Genomic DNA, 23,817 nt, shown 5'->3' on the forward strand with positions numbered 1-23,817 from the left:
GCTGAGCGACGAAAATGCCGGCCGCTTCTGGTCATGGTGGTTCCGAGGGCAACGACCGGACCCTGCTGTATTTCGGCTGGCTGACCCTGTTCATCGCCCTGGCAACGCCGGCCGGCTACCTGGTCGATATACAGACGTCGTACCTGCTCAAGAACCAGTTGCATGCGACGGCGACTGAGATATCGATATTCCGGCTGGTGACGGGCATACCAGTCTACCTTGCGTTCGTTTTTGGCCTCGCGCGCGACCAATGGAACCCGCTGGGATTGCGCGATCGGGGCTTCTTCCTGATTTTCGCCCCGGCGACCGCGGCGGCATTCATCTGGATGGCGTATTCAGGTTTCTCATACGCGGGACTGGTCATCGGGATGCTGCTGGCAATGCTGTCGTCCCGATTTATCGCTGCAGCCTATCAGGGGTTGATCGCGCTGGTGGGCCAGGAGAAGCTCATGTCCGGGCGCCTGAGCGCGCTGTTGAACGTGGTCGGCTCCGTCCCGGTGGTTGCGGGGGCGTTCGCCTCCGGGTACATCTCGGATCATCTTGCCGCAAAGGAAGCCTTCCTCCTGATGGCGATGTTCGCCTTGTCGATTGCGGTGCTGGGGCTCTGGAAGCCCGCTTCGGTCTTCCGCCACATCTACGAGAAGCCACAAGCCAGGGGCACGGATCTCGTTGGCAATGTCAGGCGGCTGGTGAGACATAAGGCTGTCTATCCAGCGGTTCTCATCTGCTTTCTGTGGAACTTTGCGCCAGGCGCGGCCACGCCGCTGCAGTTCTATCTGAGCAATGAGCTGCATGCATCGGATTCCGTTTACTCGTACTACAACGGGATCTTTGCCGCCGCGTTCATCCCGACATTCCTGCTGTATGGCTTTCTGTGCAAGAAGGTATCGCTGAACAAGCTGCTGTGGTGGGGAACGATCGTCGCAGTGCCGCAGATGGTTCCGCTGGCATTCATCGACTCAGCCAATCTTGCCCTGGTACTGGCGGCACCGATAGGGCTGATGGGCGGTGTCGCCACGGCGGCATACTTCGATCTCGCGATGCGGTCCTGTCCGCCGGGCCTGCAAGGAACCCTGATGATGCTGGTGGATGGCGTTCTTGCGCTCTCGGCGCGTGCCGGCGATGTCCTGGGATCATGGATCTATAACAGCAGCCCGACGCACGGTTTCACATATTGTGTGATCGCGACTACGGTGGTGTACGCACTGATCCTGTTTTTGATCCCGCTGGCGCCAAAAGCATTGATTGCTACCCGGGACGGCGAAGCAAATCCGGAGGTCCTCAGTCAGCGCACCGTTGAATGAACTGCGTGATGGCGGGCAGGATGGATTGCCGGAAACGCTGGCCGGCGAAGGTGCCGTAGTGACCCACGCCATCGACGACCAGGTGTTCCTTCCGGTCGGCCGCAAGACCGGCGCAGAGCGCGTGAGCCGCTTCGGTCTGGCCGCGGCCGGTGATGTCGTCGTCGCTGCCTTCGATGGTCAGCAATGAAACGTTGGCAATGGCCTCGGGGTAGACGCGGCGCTGGCCGACTTCCATGCAGCCGCGGCACAGGTGATGCTCCAGGAAAACCTTCTGGATGGTTTCCAGGTAGTACTCGGCCGGCACGTCGAGCACGGCGTTGTACTCGTCATAGAACTTGCGGTGCCTGGCTGCCTCGGTCTGCCTGCCATCGACCAGGTCGCGGTAGAAGTCGAGGTGCGCACCGGCGTGCTGTGCGACGTTCATCGATACGAAGCCTGCCAGCTGGAGGAAGCCCGGATAAACCCGGCGCCCGTTTCCCGGGTAGCCGGCGGGCACCCGTTCGATGACGTTGGCCTCGAACCACGCCAGCGAATATTGCTGCGCGAACTGGTCGACCGCCGTCGGGCTGACGCGCGTGTCGATGGGCGCGGCGATCAGGGTCATTGAGCGAGGCTGCACCTGCTCGTTGTCTTCGGCCATCTGGGCGACCGCGCAAAGCACCGGGACCCCGGGCTGGCAAACCGCGACGATATGCGTGCTGGCGCCGAGGTAGCGCAAGAACTTTTTCAGGTAGTCGACATAGCCGCCAAGATCGAAGTGCCCGGCGTCAAGCGGGACCTGGCGCGCATCGGCCCAGTCGGTGATGTAGACATCGTGCTCCGGCAGCAATGCCTCGACCGTCGGGCGCAGCAGGGTGGCGTAGTGGCCGGAGAGCGGTGCCACCAGCAACACGCGGGGCCCAGGGCTGGACATGTCCTTCCTGAAATGCAGCAGCCGGCAGAAGGGCGCTTCGATGAGCGCGGTCTCGGTGACGGCCACCGGCTGCCCGCGCACCAGGACCTCGTCGATCTCAAAGCGAGGTTTCCCGTAGGCCTTGGTCAGCCGGGTGAACAACTCAAGCGCGGCGTCGGTCTCGCGCAGCCCCGGAAGCCAGGCGACCGACTCACCCCAGAAATTGACTGCACGATAACCCGCTTCGATCATCGCCCCGAGCGGGCCAAGGGATTGCAGCGTGAGTTCCCGCAGAGCGTAGAGCGCCATGGCGATTCCCGCCTTCCTGATAGGGTTGGTGTGTTGTTCTGGCACAGGGGCCGGCAAAGCGGGCAGAGACCAGTGCTTTCTTGCAGGTGCTGCGCGATGCGGGCGTCAGCGCAGGTGGCGCGCCCGGCAGCCGCACGGCCGGCTTCGTGCAAGATGGCTGGGCGGGCGACAGGCTTCTGCCGCGGGTGCGTCAGTGGGAAGGTGGCGCTGGTGCACCGAGAAGTGCTGCGCGCGGCTCAGGTGCCGTCGATGTCGAATGGACTGGTTGCGGGAAGCACCGGCGTTGCCGTGGCGGCCGTTGCGGCCGGACAGGTGCGCGCGGCCCAGGTCGCACGCGAATCGGCTGGAATGCTGCATGATGCCCCCCTACTACTCAAGCCACCGGCATTGCGTCGCAATGCCAGCGGTACAGCTTGCAATCAAGTTACGTCATTTACATTCAGTAACATATTCGATCTAACCCTATTGCAACGCTTTGCATACGTCATTTGCAACGAAATGAAGGCTGGCTGGTTCATTCGATGCGAATGCGGCTCATGTGCTGCCGCGATGTGATCCTCTATAGCCAGCAGGGCGGATGCCGTCAGGCCGTCTGCTGGGCTATTTGTAAATCTTTGCAAGTTACGTTCGGGTAAAACGCCAGGCAGGCGGATGCGGTTGACCCGCCCGGTGCCGCTTCCGCGCTGTCAAGCTGCCCGGCCAATGACCGGAATCACGCCGAAGGCAACGGTAGCCAGCATCATGACCACTGCCGCCGACAGCGCCCAGAGCAGCGTATAGCGCTGGTGATCGCCGAATTCGACCTCGGCCAGGCCGACCAGCAGGTAGGTCGACGCGACCAGCGGGCTCAGCAGGTGAACCTGCTGCCCGATCAGCGAGGCGCGTCCGATTTCCGCCGCGCTGATGCCATAGACGGCGGCGGCCTTGGCCAGGATCGGCAGGATGCCGAAGTAGAACGCGTCGTTCGAGATAAAGAAGGTGAACGGAATGCTCAGCACCCCGGTCACCAGGGCCATGTAGGGACCCATCCAGTCCGGCACGGCGCTGATGACGCTGTTGGCGATGGCGTCGACCATCTTGGTGCCGGACAGGATCCCGACGAAGATGCCGGCGGCAAAAATCAGCGACACCACCGGCACGACGTTGGCGGCATGCGCGCTCATGCGCTCCTTCTGTTCGTGCAGGCTCGGGTAGTTGACCATCAGCGCGATGGCGGACGCGATGATGAACAGCGCAGGCAGCGGCAAGGTGCCGAGAATCAGCAGCACCATCAGGCCGCTGGTCAGCAGGAAGTTGAACCACAGCAGCTTGGGCCTGGCGATCCGGGGATCGCCGGTGGCAGCCTCCGGCATGGCATGGCCGTCATCGCCGGCCCCGGTGCGCATCAGGGCGATGCTGCCAAGCCGGTTGCGTTCGCGGCGGCCGAGCAGGAATGCCACGAACAGGCCCCACATGCCGGTGACGATCATCGGCAGGATCATCGGCACGAACAGCGAGCCCACGTCCACGCCCAGTGCGCTGGCGGCACGCGCGGTCGGTCCGCCCCAGGGCAGGATGTTCATCAGCCCGCCGGCCATCATGATCACGCAGGCCAGCACCAGCCGGCTGATGCCCAGGCGCTTGTAGAGCGGGAGCATGGCGGCGCAGGTGATCATGTAAGTGGTCGAGCCGTCGCCGTCGAGCGACACCAGCGCGGCCAGCACGAAGGTGCCCATGATGATCTTGACCGGATCGCCGCCCACTATCTTCAGGATCGCGCGCACCACCGGATCGAACAGCCCGGCATCGATCATCAGGCCGAAATACAGGATGGCGAACATCAGCATCACGCCGGTCGGCGCCAGCTTCTTGACGCCGTCCAGCATCATCGGGCCGAGTTCGGGGCCGAAACCGCCGATCGCGGCAAACGCAATCGGAACCAGGATCAGCGCCACCATGGCGGAGAGCCGCTTGGTCATGATCAGTGCCATGAACACGATCACCATCGAATAGGCGAGCAGGGTCAACATCTTTTTCTGGATCTCTTTGCCGCCCTGCAGCGTGGGGTGCATGCGGGCGGGTGTGTGTGCGTCCGTGCGGCGCACGAGGTTAAAAGCAAGGCCGATCCCGCCGGCACGCCAGGGCGTGCCGGGTATGGAATGACCGCGGAGGGTGGCAGTCTTGCGCGCTGGCCCGGGCGGGCCGCGCGGGCGCGGCTCAGCTGGCGGAAACGATGCGTTTCACTACCGCGTCCGCGAACTGCAGCGTGGTGGCCGTGCCGTGGAGGTCGCCGGTCTTCACCTGGTCCTGGACGAGCGTCAGCTCGATGGCCGTGCGCAGGCGCGTGGCCAGGTCCTGGCGGCCCACGTGGTCGAGCATCAGGCCGGCGGCCAGCATCAGCGAGATCGGGTTGGCAATGCCTTTGCCGGCGATGTCTGGCGCCGAGCCGTGCACGGCCTCGAAGATCGCCGCCTGGTCGCCGATGTTGGCGCCCGGCGCCATGCCAAGCCCGCCAACGAGGCCGGCGATCTGGTCCGACAGGATGTCGCCGAACAGGTTGGTACAGAGCAGCATGTCGAAGCGCCACGGGTTGAGCACCAGCTGCATGGCGCAGGCGTCGACAATGATGTCGTCCATGTCCACGCGGCCCGCGTAGTCCTTGGCGACCTCGCGCGCCGCTTCCAGGAAGATGCCGGTGAGCGCCTTCAGGATATTGGCCTTGTGCACCACCGTGATCTTCTTGCGGCCGTTTTTGACGGCGTACTCGAAGGCGAAGCGGGCAATGCGCCGGCACGCGTCGCGCGTGTTGGTGCCGGTCGACACCGCCACCGCATGCGGGTCGTCGCCAACCGGGATGTAGTAGTCATGGGCCACATAGAAGCCGCCGACGTTCTCGCGCACCAGCACCAGGTCGATATTCTCGAAGCGGCCCGGCACCAGGGTGCGGGCCGGGCGTACATTGGCATAGAGGTTGAACGTCTCGCGCAGGCGCACATTGACCGAGCGGAAACCACCGCCCACCGGCGTGGTCAGCGGCCCCTTCAGGGCCAGGCCGGTGCGGCCGATGCTGTCCAGCGTGTCTTGCGGCAGGGGATCGCCGCTGTATTCGACGCCGGCCATCCCCGCGCGCCGGATATCCCAGGCAAACGGGGCGTCCAGCGCTTCCAGCACCCTGACGGTGGCGTCCACAACTTCGGGACCGATCCCGTCGCCGGGGATCAGCGTGGCCGGGATCTGTTCGCGTGCACCGTTTTCCATTTGCGTTCCTGTCGTGAATTGAGCGTTTCGCTGGCCGGCCAGGGCGCCAGGGAGGCTATGTTTCTCGTCGCCGGGCGGGCGCCGGTCCGGGTGACCAGGGGCCCGATTCTAGGCGGGGAAGGCTGTCAGGAAACTGTCAATGTGCCGGCTATGTCATTGGGGTTTACGCGGAGGGGGACGATCTCTGCTGACGGAGAGCGGCTGGCCGCGACGTTGAACGGGCGCTGATGCCCGGAAGCCGGGCTAGGCGGGCAGGCGTGCCGCCTTGAATTGTTTCCAGAGGCGGCGCAGCGGCTGCCGGTCAACGCTGACACCCCTTGCGATATAGCCGCGCGCATAGCCGCAGCCAATGGCAAGTTGCTGCCGTTCTGTCCCCAGGCGCAGCAACAACCCCGCTGCAACCGCCATATCATTGCGCCATCCGAGGTCATCCTGCAGGCGCGACAATTGCCGGCGATAGCGGTGCACCTTGTTCGCGGCAAACAAGGATCCAAAGAACTCGGTCGCATAGCGCAGCTTCTTTGCGGCGATACGCGCACGATGGCGCCGCTGCTCATCGAGCTTTGCCATGCCCCGTCCCCGCTTGAGCAGCCTGCGTTGCCGCTTGCGCAGCGTGGTCAGCGCGAAATCCCTGGCGGGTCCGGTGAGTGCCGTGCGCTGCGCCTCGCCAAGGCCATCGCGCCAGCCCGCACTGCCCAGCCAATGGCTCAGCGTCAGGATCAGCCGGGTGTAGCGATCGGAATTCACGGCCTGGGCCGCGCGTTGCCGGGCATCGGCTGCGACTGCCTTCGCCGCGGCAAGCACCGCGCCGGCGCCCACGTCCTCCGGCGCCCCATCGAACGCGTCACGCAAGGTGGTATTGGCAAGCACTTCCCAGTCTCGTGCGGGGCCGAGTTCATCGGCAATCCATTTGAGGTCCGATTGCAGTGCCGGCGGGCAGGCAAGCAGCGGCTCAAAGATATCGAGCGCGGAGCGCAGGCGACGCAGGCCGACACGCATCTGGTGCACGCTTTCCGGATTGGAGCCGTTGACCACGCCGCGTTCGTTCCCGGAGATTTGCGCCAGGCAGTTCTGGGCAATGCACCGAAACACCGCCTCCGCCGAGCCGGCATCGGCCAGCCTGAGGGGCTGCGCCCGTACCGCTTCTTCGGCCTCGGCAGCCACCAGCGCATAGCCACGGTCGCCTTTGCTGGCGCGGCTCAGGCGCATTGGCACTGCGTCGAGCAGCCGCAGGGCAAACGCTGACAGATGGGCCGGCTCCCCGGCCTGGATCTCCATCTCAAGCTCGCGGATCGGCTCCGTGGCGTCGTTCGCGCGGACAACGCCGCGATCGACCGCCAGTTCGACCTCGTCCCCCTGTGGCAAGCGCAACAGCAGGACCGTGCGCCGGACATCCGTGATGAAGATCGGCTTCAGGCGTTGTGCCAGGTCGCCTTCACGCAGCAGCGTCCCCAACGCAGTGCCTTCGGGCAGCTTGTCTCGCAGTGCACCCAGATCTGGCGTATTTCCGGGGACCGCCGACTCAAACTCTTCCCGCTCGTAAAGCGCCCCATGCTGCGTGCCCCAGGTCTTCAAGGTCTGCACATAATGTTCACCCGCTTGCCGCACGCGCAGCGACGCGTGCATACGCCGAAAAGCAAGGTCCGACGTATCGAAATACGTGCTCACGAGCCTGTCTTCGTGCGGCGGCTCCACACAGCAGGACGACACCAGGGGCAAGCCGATCAGCGCTTCGGCCTGGTCCTGCAGCAACTCGAGCTTGAGTTCGCGTTCCATTTATCCGAGCTTTGCCGTGCCCTCGAATTTTGCGAATACCCTGGCCTGGACTGCGTTCATCACTGCAAGGGTCTCGTCACTGGCAGGGCCGCTGGTGGTCACCCCGGTGGCGTTCTTCGGCTTCGAGCCGGGCGGGTCGAAGATAAAGAGCGTATCGAACTTTCCGGCCGACTCTTTCTTCAGGCGCCGGTTAAGTGCTTTCAGGTATCGTTTCTTGTCAGTCTTCGACATAGGTTCCAAGGTTATCTGCGGTGGCAATAACGACCCAGGTCATTGAACTACCTGCTTAATGAGCTCACGCTTCGCCAGGCACCCCTGCTAGTGAGACTGGCTGGCATTCGACTCCCCGCCGAAGGGGATTTCGTGCTCCCGCAACTTCTGCAGCGATTGGGTCAGCCTGGCGCCGTGCTTGCGGTCCGCGGCCAGCAGCAGTGCCTCTATGCCGTCCTCCAGCCCGGCAAGCTCGCGGTCACCCGGCAGCCTGGTCGCTTTCATATCCTGCAATTCGTTGGCAATGCGCTTCCCCAACTTGCGCACAAACTCCGGGTCAAGGTGACCTTGCGCTGCAGCACCTCCAATATGCTCGATCAAGCGCATCAGCCCTTCCGGGGTGGTCTCGGTCGCAGATGGTATTACGTGGGTCATTGGCAGCTCCAGTGGGCGCGTCAGATCATTCTACGCATCGGATGCTCATAAGATGGTACGTATTTCGCGGGAGCAGTGCGATCAGTTTCGCCCCGATATGCGCGATACGCCAGCTAGAATCGGGAAGGATTCCCCCGCACAGGCACTCACATCATGAAACCCGAATCCGATCCCATGCAGAATGCGTCACCGATGGTCGCGGGGGAGGGGCGCCTCGGCACCCCGGTCGACGCGGATGGCCTGCCGAATGGCAATGAGCTCTATATCAACCGCGAACTCAGCCAGCTGGAGTTCTTCGGCCGCGTGCTGCAGCAGGCCGCCGATCCCGCGGTGCCACTGCTGGAGCGGCTGCGTGCCCTGTGCACCTTCAGCAGCAACCTGGATGAGTTCTACGAGATCCGCGTCGCAGGCCTGAAGGAGCAGTGCTTGCTTCAATCCCCGGTGGCGGGCCCGGACGGGCTGACGCCGCAGGCGGTCTATGCCAGGGTCAACCAGCGGGTCCGGGAGCTGATCGACCAGCAGTACCGGCTGTTCAATGACATGCTGATCCCGGCCATGTCCGAGCAGCAGATCCGCTTCTTGCGGCGGCCCACGTGGAACCCCGCGCAGGCGGAATGGATCCGGGAGTTCTTCTTCGCCGAGCTGATGCCGGTCCTGACGCCGATCGGGCTGGACCCGGCGCATCCGTTTCCACGGGTGCTCAACAAGAGCCTGAACTTCGCCGTTGAACTCGAGGGCAAGGATGCGTTCGGGCGCAACTCCGGCTATGCCATCGTGCAGGCGCCGCGAGCGCTGCCGCGGGTCATCGTCTTGCCGCCGGAGACTGCCGGATGCGAGCATGGCTTTGTGTTCCTGTCTTCCATCCTGCATGCCCACGTCGGCGAGCTGTTCAGTGGCATGACGGTGCGCGGCTGCTACCAGTTCCGCGTGACCCGCAACAGCGAGCTGTTCGTGGACGAGGAAGAGGTCAAGAACCTGCGCGAGGCGCTGCAAGGCGAACTGCCGCACCGTCATTATGGTGACGCGGTCCGGCTGGAGGTGGCTGACAACTGCACGCCGGCAATGACTGGGTTCCTGCAGCAGCAGTTCGGCCTGGCGGCAAGCGAGGTGTTCTCCGTCAACGGACCGGTCAACCTGGTTCGCCTGATGCAGGTGCCGGACCAGGTGGACCGGCCCGAACTGAAGTACCTGCCTTTCCGGGCCGGCCTGCCGAAGGTGCTGCACGAGCAATCCGATATCTTCCGCGCCATTCGCGAGGGCGACATCCTGCTGCATCACCCGTTCCAGTCGTTCACTCCGGTGGTGGACTTTGTCAGGCAGGCGGCACAGGACCCCGATGTGGTGGCAATCAGCCAGACGGTATATCGGGCCGGGCACGACTCGGTCCTGCTCTCGGCACTGATCGAGGCCGCGCGCAACGGCAAGGAAGTCACCGTCGTGGTGGAACTGCTGGCGCGCTTCGATGAAGAGGCCAATATCGGTTGGGCGACGCAACTGGAGGAAGTCGGCGCGCATGTCATCTATGGGGTCGTCGGTTTCAAGGCGCACGCCAAGATGGTCATGGTATTGCGGCGCGAGGGCGCGAAGCTCCGCCGCTATGTGCATCTCGGAACCGGGAACTATCACCACCAGACCACGCGCACCTACACGGATTTTGGCTTGCTCACCTGCAGTGAGTCGCTGACGCAGGATGTGGCGCAAGTGTTCAGCCAGCTGACCGGCCGCGGCCAGACCCATAGCATGACCCATATCTGGCAATCGCCCTTCACCATGAAGCAGGCGTTGCTTGAAGCGATCCGGTGCGAAGCCGGGCACGCCAGGGCCGGCCGCAAGGGATGGATCGTGGTCAAGATGAATGCGCTGCTGGAACCCGACCTGATTCAGGCGCTGTACGACGCCTCACGCGACGGTGTCCGTATCGACCTGATCATCCGGGGCGCCTGTGCGCTGCGCCCCGGCGTTGCCGGCCTGTCGGAGAACATTACGGTGAAATCCGTCATGGGCCGGTTTCTCGAGCACTCGCGCATCTTTTATTTTCACGATGGCGGGGCGGAAAAGGTCATGCTGTCCAGCGGTGAATGGATGGAGCGAAGCCTGTCCCGGCGGATCGAGATCTGCTTTCCCATCCTTGATGCCGGGTTGAAGGAGCGCGTTATCGCGGAAGGGCTGAAACCGTACCTGGCAGACCGGCGTGACACCTGGCAGATGGCGCCGGACGGAACCTACGAGCGTCAGGCCTCGCGTGACGGCGAGGGGGTGCAGGATATCCTGCTGTCGGCTTTGACGTGAGCCCTGCCGCGTGATCGTGCCCTTGATCAACCGAGATCGTCCTGGATCGGCCGGTGGCCTGTTTTCATCATGAATTTGATGTTGCCCGAGACGTTTCATCTCCTATACATACTTTTTCCGGCCGCTCTGGCGGCCTGCCTAATACTTCCTCGCTAAGCCGTTCGGCTCGCGCCAGCATTCCCCTCCAGTGGGGCTTGACCGCATGATTCGGGGCGTTGGATATCCGTGTCCGCCGTGCCTGCCGGAGCCTCCGCAAACGAATTCCCATGGCTGGCGATGCCTTGTCCTGCAAGGCTTCAAGGGAATTCCGCAGTCCCGCGGCGACAGTACCCGTGACCAGTGCCGCGGGCTCCGACATTATCCCGCGCGCCGGTGGCGCGGCGCATTTTCATCCGCGCGCGGTGCGGCATTCCGTATAACCGCGACTCGTCCATAGAGCCGATTTTCCATTCCAATTCCGCCAGCTAGATTGACCTCATCGCTGGCGCGGCCAAAGCCATCGAATTTCGCGTGCTTAATAGGCCAAGGAAAGGGGGTCCATCCATGAAACGCATCCACATGAAGCTGGCGGCCTTGCCGCTCGCCTGTCTCGTCATCACGGTCGCAGGTTGCGGGGGAGGCGGGGGCGACTCGACGTCTACCACTGCCGCCACCACGGCACCAGGCACCGGAACGTCAACGCCAACGTCACCAACGTCGCCAACAACGGAGACCGCGGGCAGCAGCAGCGTCATGCTGTCGGGTACCACCGATCCGGGGCCCGAGATCGGTAAGGACGGGGATTTCTACCTGAATACCGTGACCTGGATGCTGTTCGGGCCCAAGGCAAACGGCGTGTGGCCGGCAGGGATTTCGATAGCGGGTACCGGCAATACCGGCTCGGCCGGGAACACCATCCTGTCCGGCTCGGTCGATCCGACCGACAGCGTCGGCAACAATGGCGACTACTACATCAATACCACCACCTCGACCCTGTTCGGGCCCAAGGCAAACGGCACGTGGCCGCCGGGTGTCCCGATGGGGGGCGGCACCGGGTCGGGCACCGGCGGCGGCGTCGTCCTGACGGGCGCGGGCGCGCCAGCCAACAGCGTCGGCAACAATGGCGACTACTACCTCGACACCAACACCTGGACGCTGTACGGCCCCAAGGCCAATGACGTGTGGCCGGCAGGGGTCTCGCTGGTCACCCAGCCGGGCGGCAGCGGCGGCACCGGCGGCACCGGTGGCGGCACTGCAGGCAACGGCGGCCACATCCTGTATGGCAGCGGTGCGCCGACCGACGACATCGGCGTCGATGGCGACTTCTATTTCGACACCACGACCTCGACGCTGTACGGTCCCAAGGCGGGCGGCAAGTGGCCGACCTCGGGCGTGACCGCAGGGACAGGCACCGTCTACAACGGCAACTTCAACGTGCCAGAAACGCTCAGCCGCGGCCGCTATGCCATGACCGGCGCCGGCGGGGCGGTGCCTTTGCCGACGGACTTCGGTGTCGTGATCCCCTACGATTGCACCAAGGTCACGCTCACTGCCAGCACACTCGGCAAGGTCAGGGGAACGCTGGACATTTCGGTGTACAAGGTGTCAGGGTCCGGCGCGTCAGCGACCATCGCGCCCCTCAACGATCTGAGCTGCAAAGTCACCAACGGCCTGCAGAACTGCAGTGAGGAGGTGCCGGCCGGCATCGTCAACCACAACGACAAGCTGCAGGTACAGGTCGACAACAACCAGGCCACCGAATGGGGAGGCCTCGCCGTCAACCTCGCCTGCGTCAAATAAGCTGGTTGAATGGGGGCGCGCGTCTGTGCCGGGGGGGCAGGCGCGCGCTTGTGCGGAGGCAGGGAAAATTGTCCTGCCTCCTTTTGTTTGCTCAAGACGCCTGGCATGGTGAACGACTGCGTGCAGCCCGTTCGGCTTGACCTTTTGCATACCGGGACAGCGCGGATCGCGGATGGCCCCGGCCGGGTTGACCGAGGATGTCGGTCACCGCTATGACGAGCGGTGGCCGCTCAACGCGACCTGTCGGTGGGGATCTGGCAGAGCAGTTCGGGCAACACATCGGCAGCGCCGGCGTCCTGATGCGTCATCAAAGCCGCGCCTATCTGGCCGGACACTGACTAGCCACCAGCGCGGGCGACATCTTCAGCCGGAAGCCTGCCCCGCAGGCATAGTGCCCTGAGCGTCGAGGCAAGCAGCCGCTCGCAACGGCGCCGCCATGATGGCCGCATCGCGTCGTCGGGCCACGGGCACGGCTGTGCCGGCTCCGTATCGGCTGACACGTCCGCTTGCAGCACGGGCTGCGCGAAGACGGCGTGCCCTCTGTACTGGGCCAGCAGTTCCTCGCGGCTGACTTCCTGCACCCCACCGCCCCAGCCTGGCAGGGCGACGAGAAACCGTCCGTGCTCGCAGCGCTGCAGCAGTACGCACGGCTTGTTCTTGTCCAGCAACAGGATTGCCGGTATCGAGGTATCCGGGATATCGTCGAGGTCGCGCTCCGCCAGCCGGGCCGACAAGCCGGCGCGCGCCGCTGCGGCGCAGAGCATCGGCAACGTCAGGGCCTGTCCATCCAGCGGCAGTCCTTCCAGCAGGACCGCTGAAGGCACCGTCCGTTGCAGGGCCCGGTTCAGCAACAGCAGGCAGCCCAGCATCGGATCGTCCGCACCCGTGGGCCGGCTCATTGCGGCAGGAGGCTCCTGGCGGCCAGCCATGACGTACAGGCCGGAAGTCCCGGGATGCACAGCGGGCGTTGTGCTGTGTGTGCGCCGCGGTGGCGCTGATCCAGCTTCGATGTCTTCTGCTGGCGCCTCGCATAGTGCAAGGTCAGCCGACGCATGTCGCCCGCGCGGACTCTGTTCACCCATGATTCCCCCCGGTTTCAGTGGCGTGAGCTCTACTGCGAGGGTAGTGCACCACGGTGCGCGAGCCCATCCTGCAAACAGGCTAGTGCAGACGCGGCAAGACTGATTCAGGATTGAAACGCCCGGGGCGTGCCTGTTCGCTGGCGTGGACCGGCCGCCCCCCTCAACGCCGCTGCGCCAGCCAGATCCCCGCCGCGATCGCGGCCAGTCCCACGGCGTGGTACCAGCGGGGCCAGTCGCCCAGCAGCAGCGTGGACAGCAGGGCGGCGAACACCGGCGTCAGGGTGATAAAGAACACCGGCAACTGCGCGCCCGCGCGGGCGATGGCGCGGTCCCAGGCAAAGTAGGCGAGCAGCGAGGGAATGGTCGCTACATAGAGCAGGATGGCGGCGACCTTGCCGTTCCATTGCAGCGGCTGGTCCAGCGTCATCAGCTCCCATGCCGTCACGGGAGCGCTTGCCAGTACGCCGGTGACGATCTGCGCGAACAGCAGCACCGGCAGCGGCATGGCGGGGCGCTGCTTGCGCAGCAGCCAGGTATAGCCGCTCCAGGCGATGGTGGCGGCCAGCATGAACAGGTCGCCGGCAACCAGGTCCAGCTGGGCGAGCCGGCCCAGCTCGCCGCGTACCAGGACGAAGGTCACGCCGACCATGCACAGCAGCGCCCCGGCGACATGCCATGGCTTCACCCGTTCGCCAAAACAGATCGCGCCGATCACGATCAGAAACAGCGGCGTGGATGCGCCGATCAGCGTCACGTTGATCGGGGTCGAGGTGGTCAGCGCCAGGTACTGCAGGGCGTTATAGCTGGCGATCGAAAGCACGCCCAGGGCGGTGATCACGCCGGCGTGCCGGCGCAGTGCCGCGCGGTGCTCGATCACGCCGCGCCAGGCAAAGGGTGCCAGCAGCAGCCCTGCCAGCACCCAGCGCACAGAGTTCAGGGTGATGGGCGGCACAGTGCCGGCGGCCAGGCGGCCGACGATGGCATTGCCGGCCCAGCTCAGTGGCGGGAAGGTAAGCAGGAACAGCGTTGTCCAGTCGATGCGTCCAGTGGTGTTGCTGCTTGCGGGCATGGGAGGGAGGTGCTTGCAAATAGCGCATTATCCGCCATATGCGGCGCCGGGGCGCCGGGCGCCAAGGGTCAGGCAGCCGGGCAGGGGCCAGCAAGCAAGGAAGCGCACGAGGAAATCGGGCGGCGAATCAGCCCGCCCGTCGCAGGGGAATCGTCATGGCCTTGCGCAGGCCATGACCGCTGTCACATGTCAGGCGTCCCGAGCGCCCGGCTGATGCGCAAGGCGGCCAGCGTGCCGATCACGCCAGACAGCAGGTAGAGGCTGACCGCCGCCAGGCCGAACAGCGAAGACAGGCCCAGCGCCACCAGCGGCGCAAAGGCGGCGCCGAACAGCCAGCCGAAGTCGGTGGTCAGCGCGGCGCCGGTGTAGCGGAAGCGGCGTTCGAAGTTCGACGTCACCACGCCGGCAGCCTGTCCGTACGACAGGCCCAGCAAGCCGAAGCCGACCAGGATGAAGATGTCCTGGCCGGTCGCGCCGCCACCGAGCAGCCACGGCGTTGCCAGGCTGAAGATGCCGATCAGCACGGCCATTGCCGACAGCGTGGTGCGCCGGCCGATGCGGTCCGCGATCCAGCCGGATAGCAGCGTGCCGATGAACGCGATGAAGCCGCCCACGATCTGCACGGCCAGCACGTCGGAGATGCTCTGGGTGCGGTGCAGGATTACCCAGGAGAGCGGGAACACCGTGACCAGGTGGAACAGCGCATAGCTGGCCAGCGCAGCAAAGGCCCCCAGGAAGATGTTGAAGCCTTGCGCGTTCACCATCTGCAAGGTGCTGATCGGCTCCAGCTCGTCTTCCTCGAGCAGCTGCGTGTACTCATGGGTCACCACCAGGCGCAGCCGTGCAAACAGTGCCACGACGTTGATGGCGAAGGCCACGTAGAACGGATAGCGCCAGCCCCACTCGATGAATTCAGGCGGGGTCAGGCTGGCATGCAGGAACAGGTACAGCGAACTGGCGACGATAAACCCGGTGGGTGCGCCGAGCTGGCCCACCATCGCATACCAGCCGCGCTTGTCCTCCGGCGTGTTGAGCGCCAGCAGCGACGGCAGCCCGTCCCACGACCCGCCGAACGCAATGCCCTGCAGGAAGCGGAACAGCGCCAGCAGGTAGATCGACGCGGCCCCGATCGAGGCGTAGGACGGCAGGAACGCAATCCCCACCGTGGCCGTGCCGAGCAGGAACAGCGACGCCGTCAGCTTGATGCCGCGGCCCCAGCGCCGCTGGATGCGCATGAACAGCGCGGTGCCGAACGGGCGTCCGATAAACGCAAACGAGAAGATCGTGAAACTGAAGAGCAACCCCGCCAGCTCGCTTGCAAACGGGAAGTAGACCGCCGGGAAGACAAGCACGGAGGCGATGCCGTACACGAAGAAGTCGAAGTACTCGGAGGCCCGACCGATCACCACCCCGGTGGCGATCTCGGCAGGCGCCACCTGGTGGTGGCCGGGTGCCGGAGGTGCAGTCGGCGATGCGCGATGCTGGTGGGTGAGGCTGGCCATCGTCAAGTCTCCTTCTGGCAGGAGTGCGTCGATACTGCACATGGAGCCGACCCCATTCCGATGAAATTGGCTCTTAAGTCTCGCACTGACAAGAATAGCGCCTAAACTGCCTTAGAAAAACGAAAGGTGAGTTCGCCGGCAGTTTGCCGATATTCCTCAGACGCCACTTCCGAGACTATGGGCCGCTTCGACTCTGTAGTGCCGCCAAGACGTGTGCAGGGAAGACTACTGCTGCGATGCGCCGCCGCAGTCATGCTGGCGTGCCTGGCCGGTTGTAACGCAGTGCTGCTTGCGCCATCCGGCGACATGGCCCTGCGCCAGCGCGACCTGATCATCATCGCCACCTGCCTGATGTTGCTGATCATCGTTCCGGTGATCATCCTCACGCTGCTGTTTGCGTGGCGCTATCGGGAAAGCGCGACCGACGCGCCCTACAACCCCGACTGGGATCATTCCACGGTGCTCGAGCTGGCGATCTGGGCCGCGCCGCTGCTGATCATCATCGCGCTGGGCGCCGTGACCTGGGTCAGCACCCACCAGCTCGATCCGTACCGGCCGCTGACGCGGATCGACGCAGGCCGGCCGGTTCCGGCGGACGTGAAGCCGCTGACGGTGGAGGTGGTGGCAATGGACTGGAAGTGGCTGTTCCTGTATCCCGAGCAGGGCATCGCCACCGTCAACGAGCTGGCGGCGCCGGTCGACCGGCCCATCGCTTTCCGCATCACCGCCACCTCGGTGATGAACGCATTCTTCGTCCCGTCGCTGGCGGGCATGGTCTACGCCATGCCCGGCATGGAAACCAAGCTGCATGCCGTGATCAACAAGTCCGGCGTGTATGAAGGCTTCTCCGCCAACTACAGCGGTGCGGGCTTCTCCCACATGCGTTTCAAGTTCCATGGGCTGTCCAACCAGGACTTCGAGCGCTGGATCCAGCAGGTCAAGTCATCGGGCCATGGCCTGTCCACGGATATGTACCTCAAGCTCGCGCAGCCCAGCGAGCGCGACGCGGTGCAACGCTATGCCAGCGTGGCGCCAGGCCTCTACGACCTGATCCTGAACCGTTGTGTGGGCGGCGGGCGGTGCATGGCAGACACCATGGCGCTTGACCGCAGCCGCGGCAAATTCGACCCGTTCGCCGGCATCTGCACGGCGCGCAACACCGCGGCCACAGCGCCCGTGTTCGCGTCGGAGTCCGCGCGCAATGACGGCCGGGTGCTGCTGCAGTAGGGTGCGGATCCGGATCTTCCCTCGCGGTACTGGCCAGCCCCATCGGCCATGGTTGGTTAATTCAGGCCCCAGGTGACAAACATGCCCGAGCGCTCGGAACTCGCCAATTTGATCTTCGGCCGGCTTTCGTGGGAGGCCCTCCCGCTGCACGATCCCATCCTGCTCGGCACCTTCATCGTGGTGGTGATCGGCGGGGGCGCAATCGTCGCGGCGCTCACCTACTATCGCCTCTGGGGCTACCTGTGGCGGGAATGGTTCACCAGCATCGACCACAAGAAGATCGGCATCATGTATGTGATCCTGGGCATCGTGATGCTGCTGCGGGGCTTTGCCGATGCGATCATGATGCGCATCCAGCAGGCCATCGCGTTCGGCGACAACCTTGGCTACCTGCCGCCGCACCACTACGACCAGATCTTTACCGCCCACGGCGTGATCATGATCTTCTTCGTTGCCATGCCGCTGGTCACGGGGTTGATGAACTTCGTCATGCCGCTGCAGATCGGCGCGCGCGACGTGGCCTTCCCGTTCCTGAACAACTTCAGCTTCTGGATGACCACGGGCGGTGCCATCCTGGTCATGATGTCGCTGTTCGTGGGCGAGTTCGCGCGCACCGGCTGGCTGGCCTATCCGCCGTTGTCCGGCATCATCCACAGCCCTGACGTCGGCGTCGACTACTACATCTGGGCGCTGCAGGTGGCCGGGGTAGGGACGCTGCTATCCGGGATCAACCTGCTGGTGACCATCGTCAAGATGCGGGCGCCCGGCATGACGCTGATGCGCATGCCGATCTTCACCTGGACCGCGCTGTGCACCAACGTGCTGATCATCGCCGCGTTCCCGGTGCTGACCGCGGCGCTGGCGCTGCTTGCGCTGGACCGCTACGTCGGCACCAACTTCTTCACCACCGAGCTGGGCGGCAGCGCCATGATGTACGTGAACCTGATCTGGATATGGGGCCATCCGGAGGTGTACATCCTTGTGCTGCCCGTGTTCGGGGTGTTCTCGGAAGTGGTCGCCACGTTCTGCCGCAAGCGCCTGTTCGGGTACGCGTCGATGGTCTACGCCACGGTGGTGATCACCGTGCTGTCGTACCTGGTCTGGTTGCACCATTTCTTCACGATGGGATCGGGTGCCAGCGTCAATTCGTTCTTCGGCATCACCACCATGATCATATCGATCCCCACCGGTGCCAAGATCTTCAACTGGCTGTTCACGATGTACCACGGCAAGATCCGCTTCGAGCCCCCCATGCTCTGGACCATCGGCTTCATGGTCACGTTCGTGATCGGCGGCATGACCGGCGTGCTGCTGGCGGTGCCGCCGGCTGACTTCTCCTTGCACAACAGCCTGTTCCTGATCGCGCATTTCCACAACGTGATCATCGGCGGTGTGCTGTTCGGCCTGATGGCAGGCATTACTTACTGGTTCCCGAAGGCATTCGGCTATCGCCTGGTCTCGTCCTGGGGCAAGGCATCGTTCTGGTTCTGGCTGGTCGGCTTCTACTTCGCGTTCATGCCGCTGTACTGGCTGGGGCTGCATGGCGTGACCCGGCGCATGAGCCATTTCGAGGACGCAACCCACCAGGTCTGGTTCCAGCTGGCTGCGTTCGGCGCCTTGCTGATCGCCATCGGCATTGCCTGCTTCCTGGTCCAGCTGGTAGTCAGCTTCATCCACCGCGAGGCGCTGCGCGACCTGACCGGCGATCCGTGGAACGGCCGCACGCTCGAATGGTCGACGTCGTCCCCGCCGCCGCAGTACAACTTCGCCTTTACGCCGGTGGTGCACGACACCGACGCCTGGTGGCACATGAAGCAGAACGGCTACGCGCGGCCGCAGCAGGGCTTTATTCCGATCCACATGCCGAAGAACACCGCGGCCGGGATCGTGCTCGCGGGACTGTCCACGCTCTGCGGTTTCGCGTTGATCTGGCACATCTGGTGGCTGGCGGCGGCATCGTTCGCGGCAACGATCATCGGCGCGATCATCCATACGTTCAACTACCAGCGCGACTATTACCTCCCGGCGGACCTGGTGGTCCAGACCGAAGCGGCGCGCACACAGCGGATGGCTGGCCATGGCTGACACGACCTTTCCCAACCATGTGAGCGGCACCGGCACCGCTGACGCGGCCCCGCCGGGGGGCTACCAGTTCTACCTGCCCGAAGACCATCACCCGCAGAACGGGACGCTGCTGGGGTTCTGGCTTTACCTGATGAGCGACTGCCTGATATTCGCGTGCCTGTTCGCCGCGTATGGCGTGCTGGGCCGGGAGTATGCGGGGGGACCGAGCGGGGCAGAGCTGTTCGAGCTGCCGCTGGTGGCACTGAACACCTCGTTCCTGCTGTTGTCGTCGATTACCTACGGCTTTGCCATGCTGCAGATGCAGCAGAACCGCATCGCCGGAACCCAGATCTGGCTGGCCATCACGGGGGTCTTCGGCGCGGGGTTCCTGGCGGTCGAGCTTTATGAGTTCGCGCACCTGATCAATGAGGGCGCAGGGCCGCAGCGCAGCGCGTTCCTGACCTCGTTCTTCGCGCTGGTCGGCACCCACGGGCTGCACGTCACGTGCGGCATCATCTGGCTGGTCGTGCTGATGACCCAGGTGGCGCAGCACGGGCTGATCACGGCCAACAAGCGCAGGCTGATGTGCCTGTCGATGTTCTGGCACTTTCTCGACGTCGTCTGGATCGGCGTCTTTACCTTCGTCTACCTGATGGGAGCGTTGCCATGAGCGCGCACGACGAAACGCTGGACAGCCACGGACACAGCCACGGGCATGACGAGGAAGTGGGGCCGCACGCCACGCTGGGCGGTTACCTGACGGGCTTCGTGCTGTCCGTCTTCCTGACCGCGATCCCGTTCTGGCTGGTCATGGGAAAGGTGTTCGACAAGTCGTCCACCACCGCCATCGTCATCCTGCTGATCGGCGCCGTGCAGATCGTGGTGCACATGATCTACTTCCTGCACATGAACGCGCGGTCGGAGGGCGGCTGGAACATGCTGTCGCTGATGTTCACGCTGGTGCTGGTGGTGATCACGCTGACGGGTTCGCTCTGGGTCATGTTCCACCTGAACAGCAACATGATGCCGACCATGCAGCACGAGCGCACCACCGACGCCGGCACTGCGATCGTGCCGCCCAGGACCAAGTAGGAACAGGCTCACGGAGGCGGGAATCGGATCCCGCCTCATTCCCGTTCACGGAGCCTGGCATGCGCGCAACGCGCCTTGTCGCGGCCCTGTGCCTGGCGCTGCTTTCCGTGCCGGCTTGCGCGCAGCGGCTGGCCGTGGAGGTCGAGAATTTCAGCACGCCAGGCCCATGCGCGGAAGAAGACAATGTCTCGTTCGCCCTGTCCGCCGCCGCGGTTGGCAGCTTCCGCATCCAGGCATTGCATCCCCCCTACGTCAACGCCATCCGCATTGACAGCTCCGCGCCGGATTTCTCCGGGTGCAACTTCGGCAAGACGCCTCACCCGACTGATCCCCGCCATGTCTTCGTGCCGCGCACGGTCACCCTTTACGACGGCAGGAATATTGCCATTGTCGGCATCACGTTCGCCAGCTTCTGGCGGCCACATCGGGTGCCGGTCACGGTAGCGGGCAGGGCCGATGCCGGTTTTCACCTGATCCAGGTGTTCCGGAAATCCGGCCGGACCCGTGCCGAGGTCCTGGTGCTCTATCCCGCCGATGGCTACTGGCGGGCGAAACCGTTGCCGGCCCGTCATCTGGGTGTCAATGCCTATGGCTCTTCGTTCCTGCTGGGGCCGATAGAGCAGGAAGGGCGCCCGGTGGTCAACATCGCTCGGATAGAAATCGAGCCGCAGCCCTTGGCTTTCAGGCTGCATTTCACTGGCGGAGGCCAGGCAACGGTCACCATCACTGAAATCAGCGACATGCGTACGGCGCTCGATGTCCGGTTCCTGCCGGCCTATGACGCCAAGCGCCCGTTCGCGATGCTGCGCTCCATGTACGTTGCCGACGACAACGCAGACGCGAGCGAGGTCACCTGGACGACCGGGCCGGCTGGCGAGGCCATCAGGAAGCCGGTGATGGCAGTCACTTCAATGCAGGCGACCGCGGTGCGATTCGGCCGTACGGTCCGGTCGCGTCACAACACCAGCGCCCCCGATCATTTGTTCGATGCCTTCGAGGCGCCCGCGACGGAGGGCACGGCGCCAACGGGCAAGAAGCCGGACTGAATCGATTCCCGGCAACCTCACGACCAGCCAAATATATTCATGTCGACAATAAAAATGTCGACTGCTATGATTTGCGCACGATAGCCTGAGCCGGTAGCAATTGCTTGCCGCACAGTGGTGGGGCTGGCAGCACTTTTCAGGCTGGGAAATAGTCGAGAGAACATGGGGACGACGATGTCATCACTGAACAAGCTGCTCGCCATCACATTGTGCGCGGAGGCAATCATTGCCCTGTGCGCGCCAGGGCCGCTGCAGGCACAGGAAGCCTGGCCCGCACGCCCGATTCAAATGATCGTTCCGTCGTCTCCCGGCTCGGGAACCGACGCGCTGGCGCGGGCCATGGCGCAGCGCCTTTCCGAATCGCTGAAGCAGGCCGTGGTCGTGGAGAACCGGCCGGGCGGCAGCGGGGTGATCGGGACCAATGCCGTTCTCAAGGCGGCGCCGGACGGCTACACGATTCTCTACACGACGGCATCCAACATGGTGGTTGCGCCTGCCGTCATGAAGTCCATATCCCAGGAGGCAAGAAAGAGCCTCATGCCGATCGCGCAGACAGCCGCGGGTGGGGTGTTGCTGCTGGTGAGCCCAGATCTGCCGGTGCACGACTTGCCAGGACTCATCGAGCTGGTGAAGGCGAATCCGGACAAGTACAGCTATGGCAGCTGGGCCACCGGCTCGTCCGCGCACTTGACCATGGAATGGCTGAAGAAGCAGACCGGCATGAAGACCGAGCACGTCGCATATCGGACAACAAGTCAACTGCTCACCGAGCTTTCCTCAGGGGTGCTGAAGATCGGCTGGACCGATCCCAGCGTGGCGGTTCCGTTCCTGCGTTCCGGGAAGGTGCGTGGCATTGCCATCGTCGGCAACGTGCGCTCGCCACAGCTTGCCGACGTCAAGACCATGAGTGAACAGGGCTACAAGTTCAACACGGTGGGATGGTTCGGCATGTTCGCCCCGGCCGGAACCAGTCCGGCAATCGTGAAGCGGCTGTCCGATGAGGCCAACAAGGTGCAGGCATTGCCGGAGATCGCGGCGCTGATGAAGAAACTGAACTTCGAGCCGCCGCCGGTAAAGACCTCCGCGCAGCTGGGCGAGATCGTCCGGAGCGATCTGCAAGTCTGGTCGAGGATCGCCAACGACGCAGGGATCAGGGTCGACGAATAGGGCTGGCGCCCCGTCATTGCGGCCTGCCCAGCGGCCCATTGCCCGCCATGATGGCAGCCGGCCGTCAACGATCCAGTGCGCCTGCACCAGCGAATCCTTGTCATAAGAAGGAAAGTCCAAGGCGTGCCAGGTAAAGCGGAACGTTGCGCCCTGCCAGATGATTCGATCGTCGCGAAACACACTCGGACATCAACCCATCCACTGCATCACCAAACCGGTTTGTCCTTCGGCGAGCTCAAGCGGCGATCCGCAGGTGAACGGTCATATTCGATAGAGAACAGGAGACGGCATGGCGAAAATCGTTAAGTTCCATGAAACCGGCGGACCCGACGTCCTTCGTCTTGAGGACGGCAGCGTTGGCGAGCCCGGAGCGGGGGAGGTCCGCGTTCGCCACGTGGCGGCAGGCCTGAACTTTGCCGATACCTACTTCCGCAGCGGCACGTACAAGGTGCCGCTGCCCAGCGGCATCGGCAACGAGGCCGCTGGCGTGATCGAGGCCGTCGGTGCCGGCGTGGCCCATCTGGCGGTCGGCGACCGTGTGACCTATACGGGCTTCACCAACACGCTGGGCGCCTACAGCACGGAGCGGCTGATCTCTGCCGATCCGCTGATCAGGCTGCCGCAGGCAATCAGTTGCGAAGTCGCGGCGGCCATGACCATGCGCGGCTTGTCGGCGGCCTACCTGATGCGCCGGATCTACCCCTTCAAGGCGGGCGACTCCATCCTGCTGCATGCCGCGGCAGGTGGTGTTGGCCTGATTGTTTCGCAGTGGGCCAAATTGTTGGGGCTGACGGTGATCGGCACGGTTTCCACCGATGCCAAGGCCGAAGTGGCGCGCGCCCACGGCTGTGACCACACCATCAACTACAGCCATGAGGACGTGGCCGGGCGCGTGCGGGAACTGACCGACGGCGTGGGCGTGAACGTGGTCTTCGATAGCGTGGGCAAGGACACCTTCATGTCCTCGCTGGACTCCCTCAAGCGCCGCGGCCTGCTGGTGTGCGTGGGTTTCGCCTCCGGCCCGGTCACCGGGTTCGATCCGGCAATCCTGGCCCGCAAAGGCTCGGCCTTCCTGACGCGCCCGGGCCTGGCCGACTATATCGCCGATCCTGCCGAAAAGGCGGAACTGGTCGGCGAGCTGTTCGGCCACGTGGCGGCTGGCCGCATCCGCATCGGGATCAATCAGCGCTATGCCCTGGAGGATGCCGTGCAGGCACACCGGGACCTGGAGTCGCGGAAGACCACCGGCTCGTCCATTTTCGTGATTTGACGGCACGAAGCAGCCGTCTCATCCAGTTCGACCTTCTCAAGATTCACATCTCAACCCGGAGATCCAT

General features: G+C 64.2%; 19 protein-coding genes. 10 read left to right on the plus strand and 9 right to left on the minus strand.

The genetic code is table 11. From position 1 onward, the window contains the following. The first annotated feature begins 14 nt into the window (after positions 1-14). Complete coding sequence (locus AC3WON_RS09900; protein ID WP_492318641.1) at positions 15-1,304, plus strand: MFS transporter; 1,290 nt, start codon at positions 15-17, stop codon at positions 1,302-1,304. Here AC3WON_RS09900 and AC3WON_RS09905 read toward each other — a convergent pair. The 6 genes from AC3WON_RS09905 to AC3WON_RS09930 form a co-directional block, all read right to left on the minus strand. Continuing rightward, positions 1,282-2,505, minus strand: a complete 1,224-nt coding sequence (locus AC3WON_RS09905) for a polyhydroxyalkanoate depolymerase (protein WP_492351716.1) — start codon at positions 2,503-2,505, stop codon at positions 1,282-1,284. The two genes, AC3WON_RS09900 and AC3WON_RS09905, sit on opposite strands and share 23 nt — an antisense overlap. A 686-nt stretch (positions 2,506-3,191) precedes the next feature. Next, the gene (locus AC3WON_RS09910) at positions 3,192-4,514 is read right to left on the minus strand and encodes a CitMHS family transporter (RefSeq protein WP_492351717.1); all 1,323 of its coding nucleotides are present in this window, start codon (positions 4,512-4,514) and stop codon (positions 3,192-3,194) included. Between the two features lie 187 nt (positions 4,515-4,701). Continuing rightward, on the minus strand, positions 4,702-5,742 hold the full coding sequence (locus tag AC3WON_RS09915) for an isocitrate/isopropylmalate dehydrogenase family protein (protein WP_492318638.1): 1,041 nt from the start codon (positions 5,740-5,742) through the stop codon (positions 4,702-4,704). Positions 5,743-5,985: 243 nt separating this feature from the next. After that, entirely contained in the window at positions 5,986-7,518 is a 1,533-nt protein-coding gene (locus AC3WON_RS09920; RefSeq protein ID WP_492351718.1) for a CYTH and CHAD domain-containing protein, read from the minus strand. Continuing rightward, positions 7,519-7,749 carry a hypothetical protein gene (locus tag AC3WON_RS09925; protein ID WP_492318636.1) on the minus strand — a complete coding sequence of 77 codons (231 nt, stop codon included), beginning with the start codon at positions 7,747-7,749 and terminating at the stop codon, positions 7,519-7,521. An 87-nt stretch (positions 7,750-7,836) separates the two neighbouring features. Further along, on the minus strand, positions 7,837-8,163 hold the full coding sequence (locus AC3WON_RS09930; protein ID WP_492351719.1) for a hypothetical protein: 327 nt from the start codon (positions 8,161-8,163) through the stop codon (positions 7,837-7,839). A gap of 153 nt (positions 8,164-8,316) precedes the next feature. Here AC3WON_RS09930 and ppk1 point away from each other — a divergent pair, with 153 nt between their 5' ends. Both ppk1 and AC3WON_RS09940 read left to right on the plus strand, forming a co-directional pair. Beyond that, positions 8,317-10,452 carry a polyphosphate kinase 1 gene (gene ppk1, locus AC3WON_RS09935; RefSeq protein WP_492351720.1) on the plus strand — a complete coding sequence of 712 codons (2,136 nt, stop codon included), beginning with the start codon at positions 8,317-8,319 and terminating at the stop codon, positions 10,450-10,452. Positions 10,453-10,995: 543 nt separating this feature from the next. Further along, positions 10,996-12,231: a hypothetical protein gene (locus tag AC3WON_RS09940; protein WP_492351721.1), complete on the plus strand. Its 1,236-nt coding sequence runs from the start codon at positions 10,996-10,998 to the stop codon at positions 12,229-12,231. A 338-nt stretch (positions 12,232-12,569) separates the two neighbouring features. Here AC3WON_RS09940 and AC3WON_RS09945 read toward each other — a convergent pair whose 3' ends face one another. The 3 genes from AC3WON_RS09945 to AC3WON_RS09955 form a co-directional block, all read right to left on the minus strand. Further along, complete coding sequence (locus tag AC3WON_RS09945) at positions 12,570-13,130, minus strand: cysteine peptidase family C39 domain-containing protein (RefSeq protein ID WP_492351722.1); 561 nt, start codon at positions 13,128-13,130, stop codon at positions 12,570-12,572. Between the two features lie 343 nt (positions 13,131-13,473). Beyond that, positions 13,474-14,382, minus strand: a complete 909-nt coding sequence (locus tag AC3WON_RS09950; RefSeq protein ID WP_492351723.1) for a DMT family transporter — start codon at positions 14,380-14,382, stop codon at positions 13,474-13,476. Positions 14,383-14,564: 182 nt separating this feature from the next. Beyond that, on the minus strand, positions 14,565-15,884 hold the full coding sequence (locus AC3WON_RS09955) for an MFS transporter (RefSeq protein ID WP_492318630.1): 1,320 nt from the start codon (positions 15,882-15,884) through the stop codon (positions 14,565-14,567). A gap of 177 nt (positions 15,885-16,061) precedes the next feature. On the opposite strand from AC3WON_RS09955, the gene cyoA reads away from it, so the two are divergent. The 7 genes from cyoA (at position 16,062) to AC3WON_RS09990 (ending at position 23,750) form a co-directional block, all read left to right on the plus strand. After that, complete coding sequence (gene cyoA, locus AC3WON_RS09960) at positions 16,062-17,111, plus strand: ubiquinol oxidase subunit II (protein WP_492318629.1); 1,050 nt, start codon at positions 16,062-16,064, stop codon at positions 17,109-17,111. Between the two features lie 81 nt (positions 17,112-17,192). Further along, positions 17,193-19,196 (plus strand): cytochrome o ubiquinol oxidase subunit I, encoded by a 2,004-nt coding sequence (cyoB, locus tag AC3WON_RS09965; protein ID WP_492318628.1) that lies wholly within the window; start codon positions 17,193-17,195, stop codon positions 19,194-19,196. Continuing rightward, positions 19,189-19,845, plus strand: coding sequence for a cytochrome o ubiquinol oxidase subunit III (gene cyoC, locus AC3WON_RS09970; protein ID WP_010809753.1), 657 nt, complete (start codon positions 19,189-19,191; stop codon positions 19,843-19,845). The genes cyoB and cyoC overlap by 8 nt, the downstream gene beginning before the upstream one ends. Then, on the plus strand, positions 19,842-20,267 hold the full coding sequence (gene cyoD / locus AC3WON_RS09975; protein ID WP_013952667.1) for a cytochrome o ubiquinol oxidase subunit IV: 426 nt from the start codon (positions 19,842-19,844) through the stop codon (positions 20,265-20,267). Before cyoC ends, cyoD begins: the two co-directional genes overlap by 4 nt. Before the next feature lie 59 nt (positions 20,268-20,326). Further along, complete coding sequence (locus AC3WON_RS09980) at positions 20,327-21,313, plus strand: hypothetical protein (protein WP_492351724.1); 987 nt, start codon at positions 20,327-20,329, stop codon at positions 21,311-21,313. 174 nt (positions 21,314-21,487) lie between these two features. Beyond that, positions 21,488-22,480 carry a Bug family tripartite tricarboxylate transporter substrate binding protein gene (locus AC3WON_RS09985; protein WP_492351725.1) on the plus strand — a complete coding sequence of 331 codons (993 nt, stop codon included), beginning with the start codon at positions 21,488-21,490 and terminating at the stop codon, positions 22,478-22,480. 289 nt (positions 22,481-22,769) lie between these two features. Next, positions 22,770-23,750, plus strand: coding sequence for a quinone oxidoreductase family protein (locus tag AC3WON_RS09990; protein WP_492351726.1), 981 nt, complete (start codon positions 22,770-22,772; stop codon positions 23,748-23,750). Positions 23,751-23,817 lie beyond the last annotated feature (67 nt).

This window comes from Cupriavidus sp. FW305-46 (genome assembly GCF_058787075.1).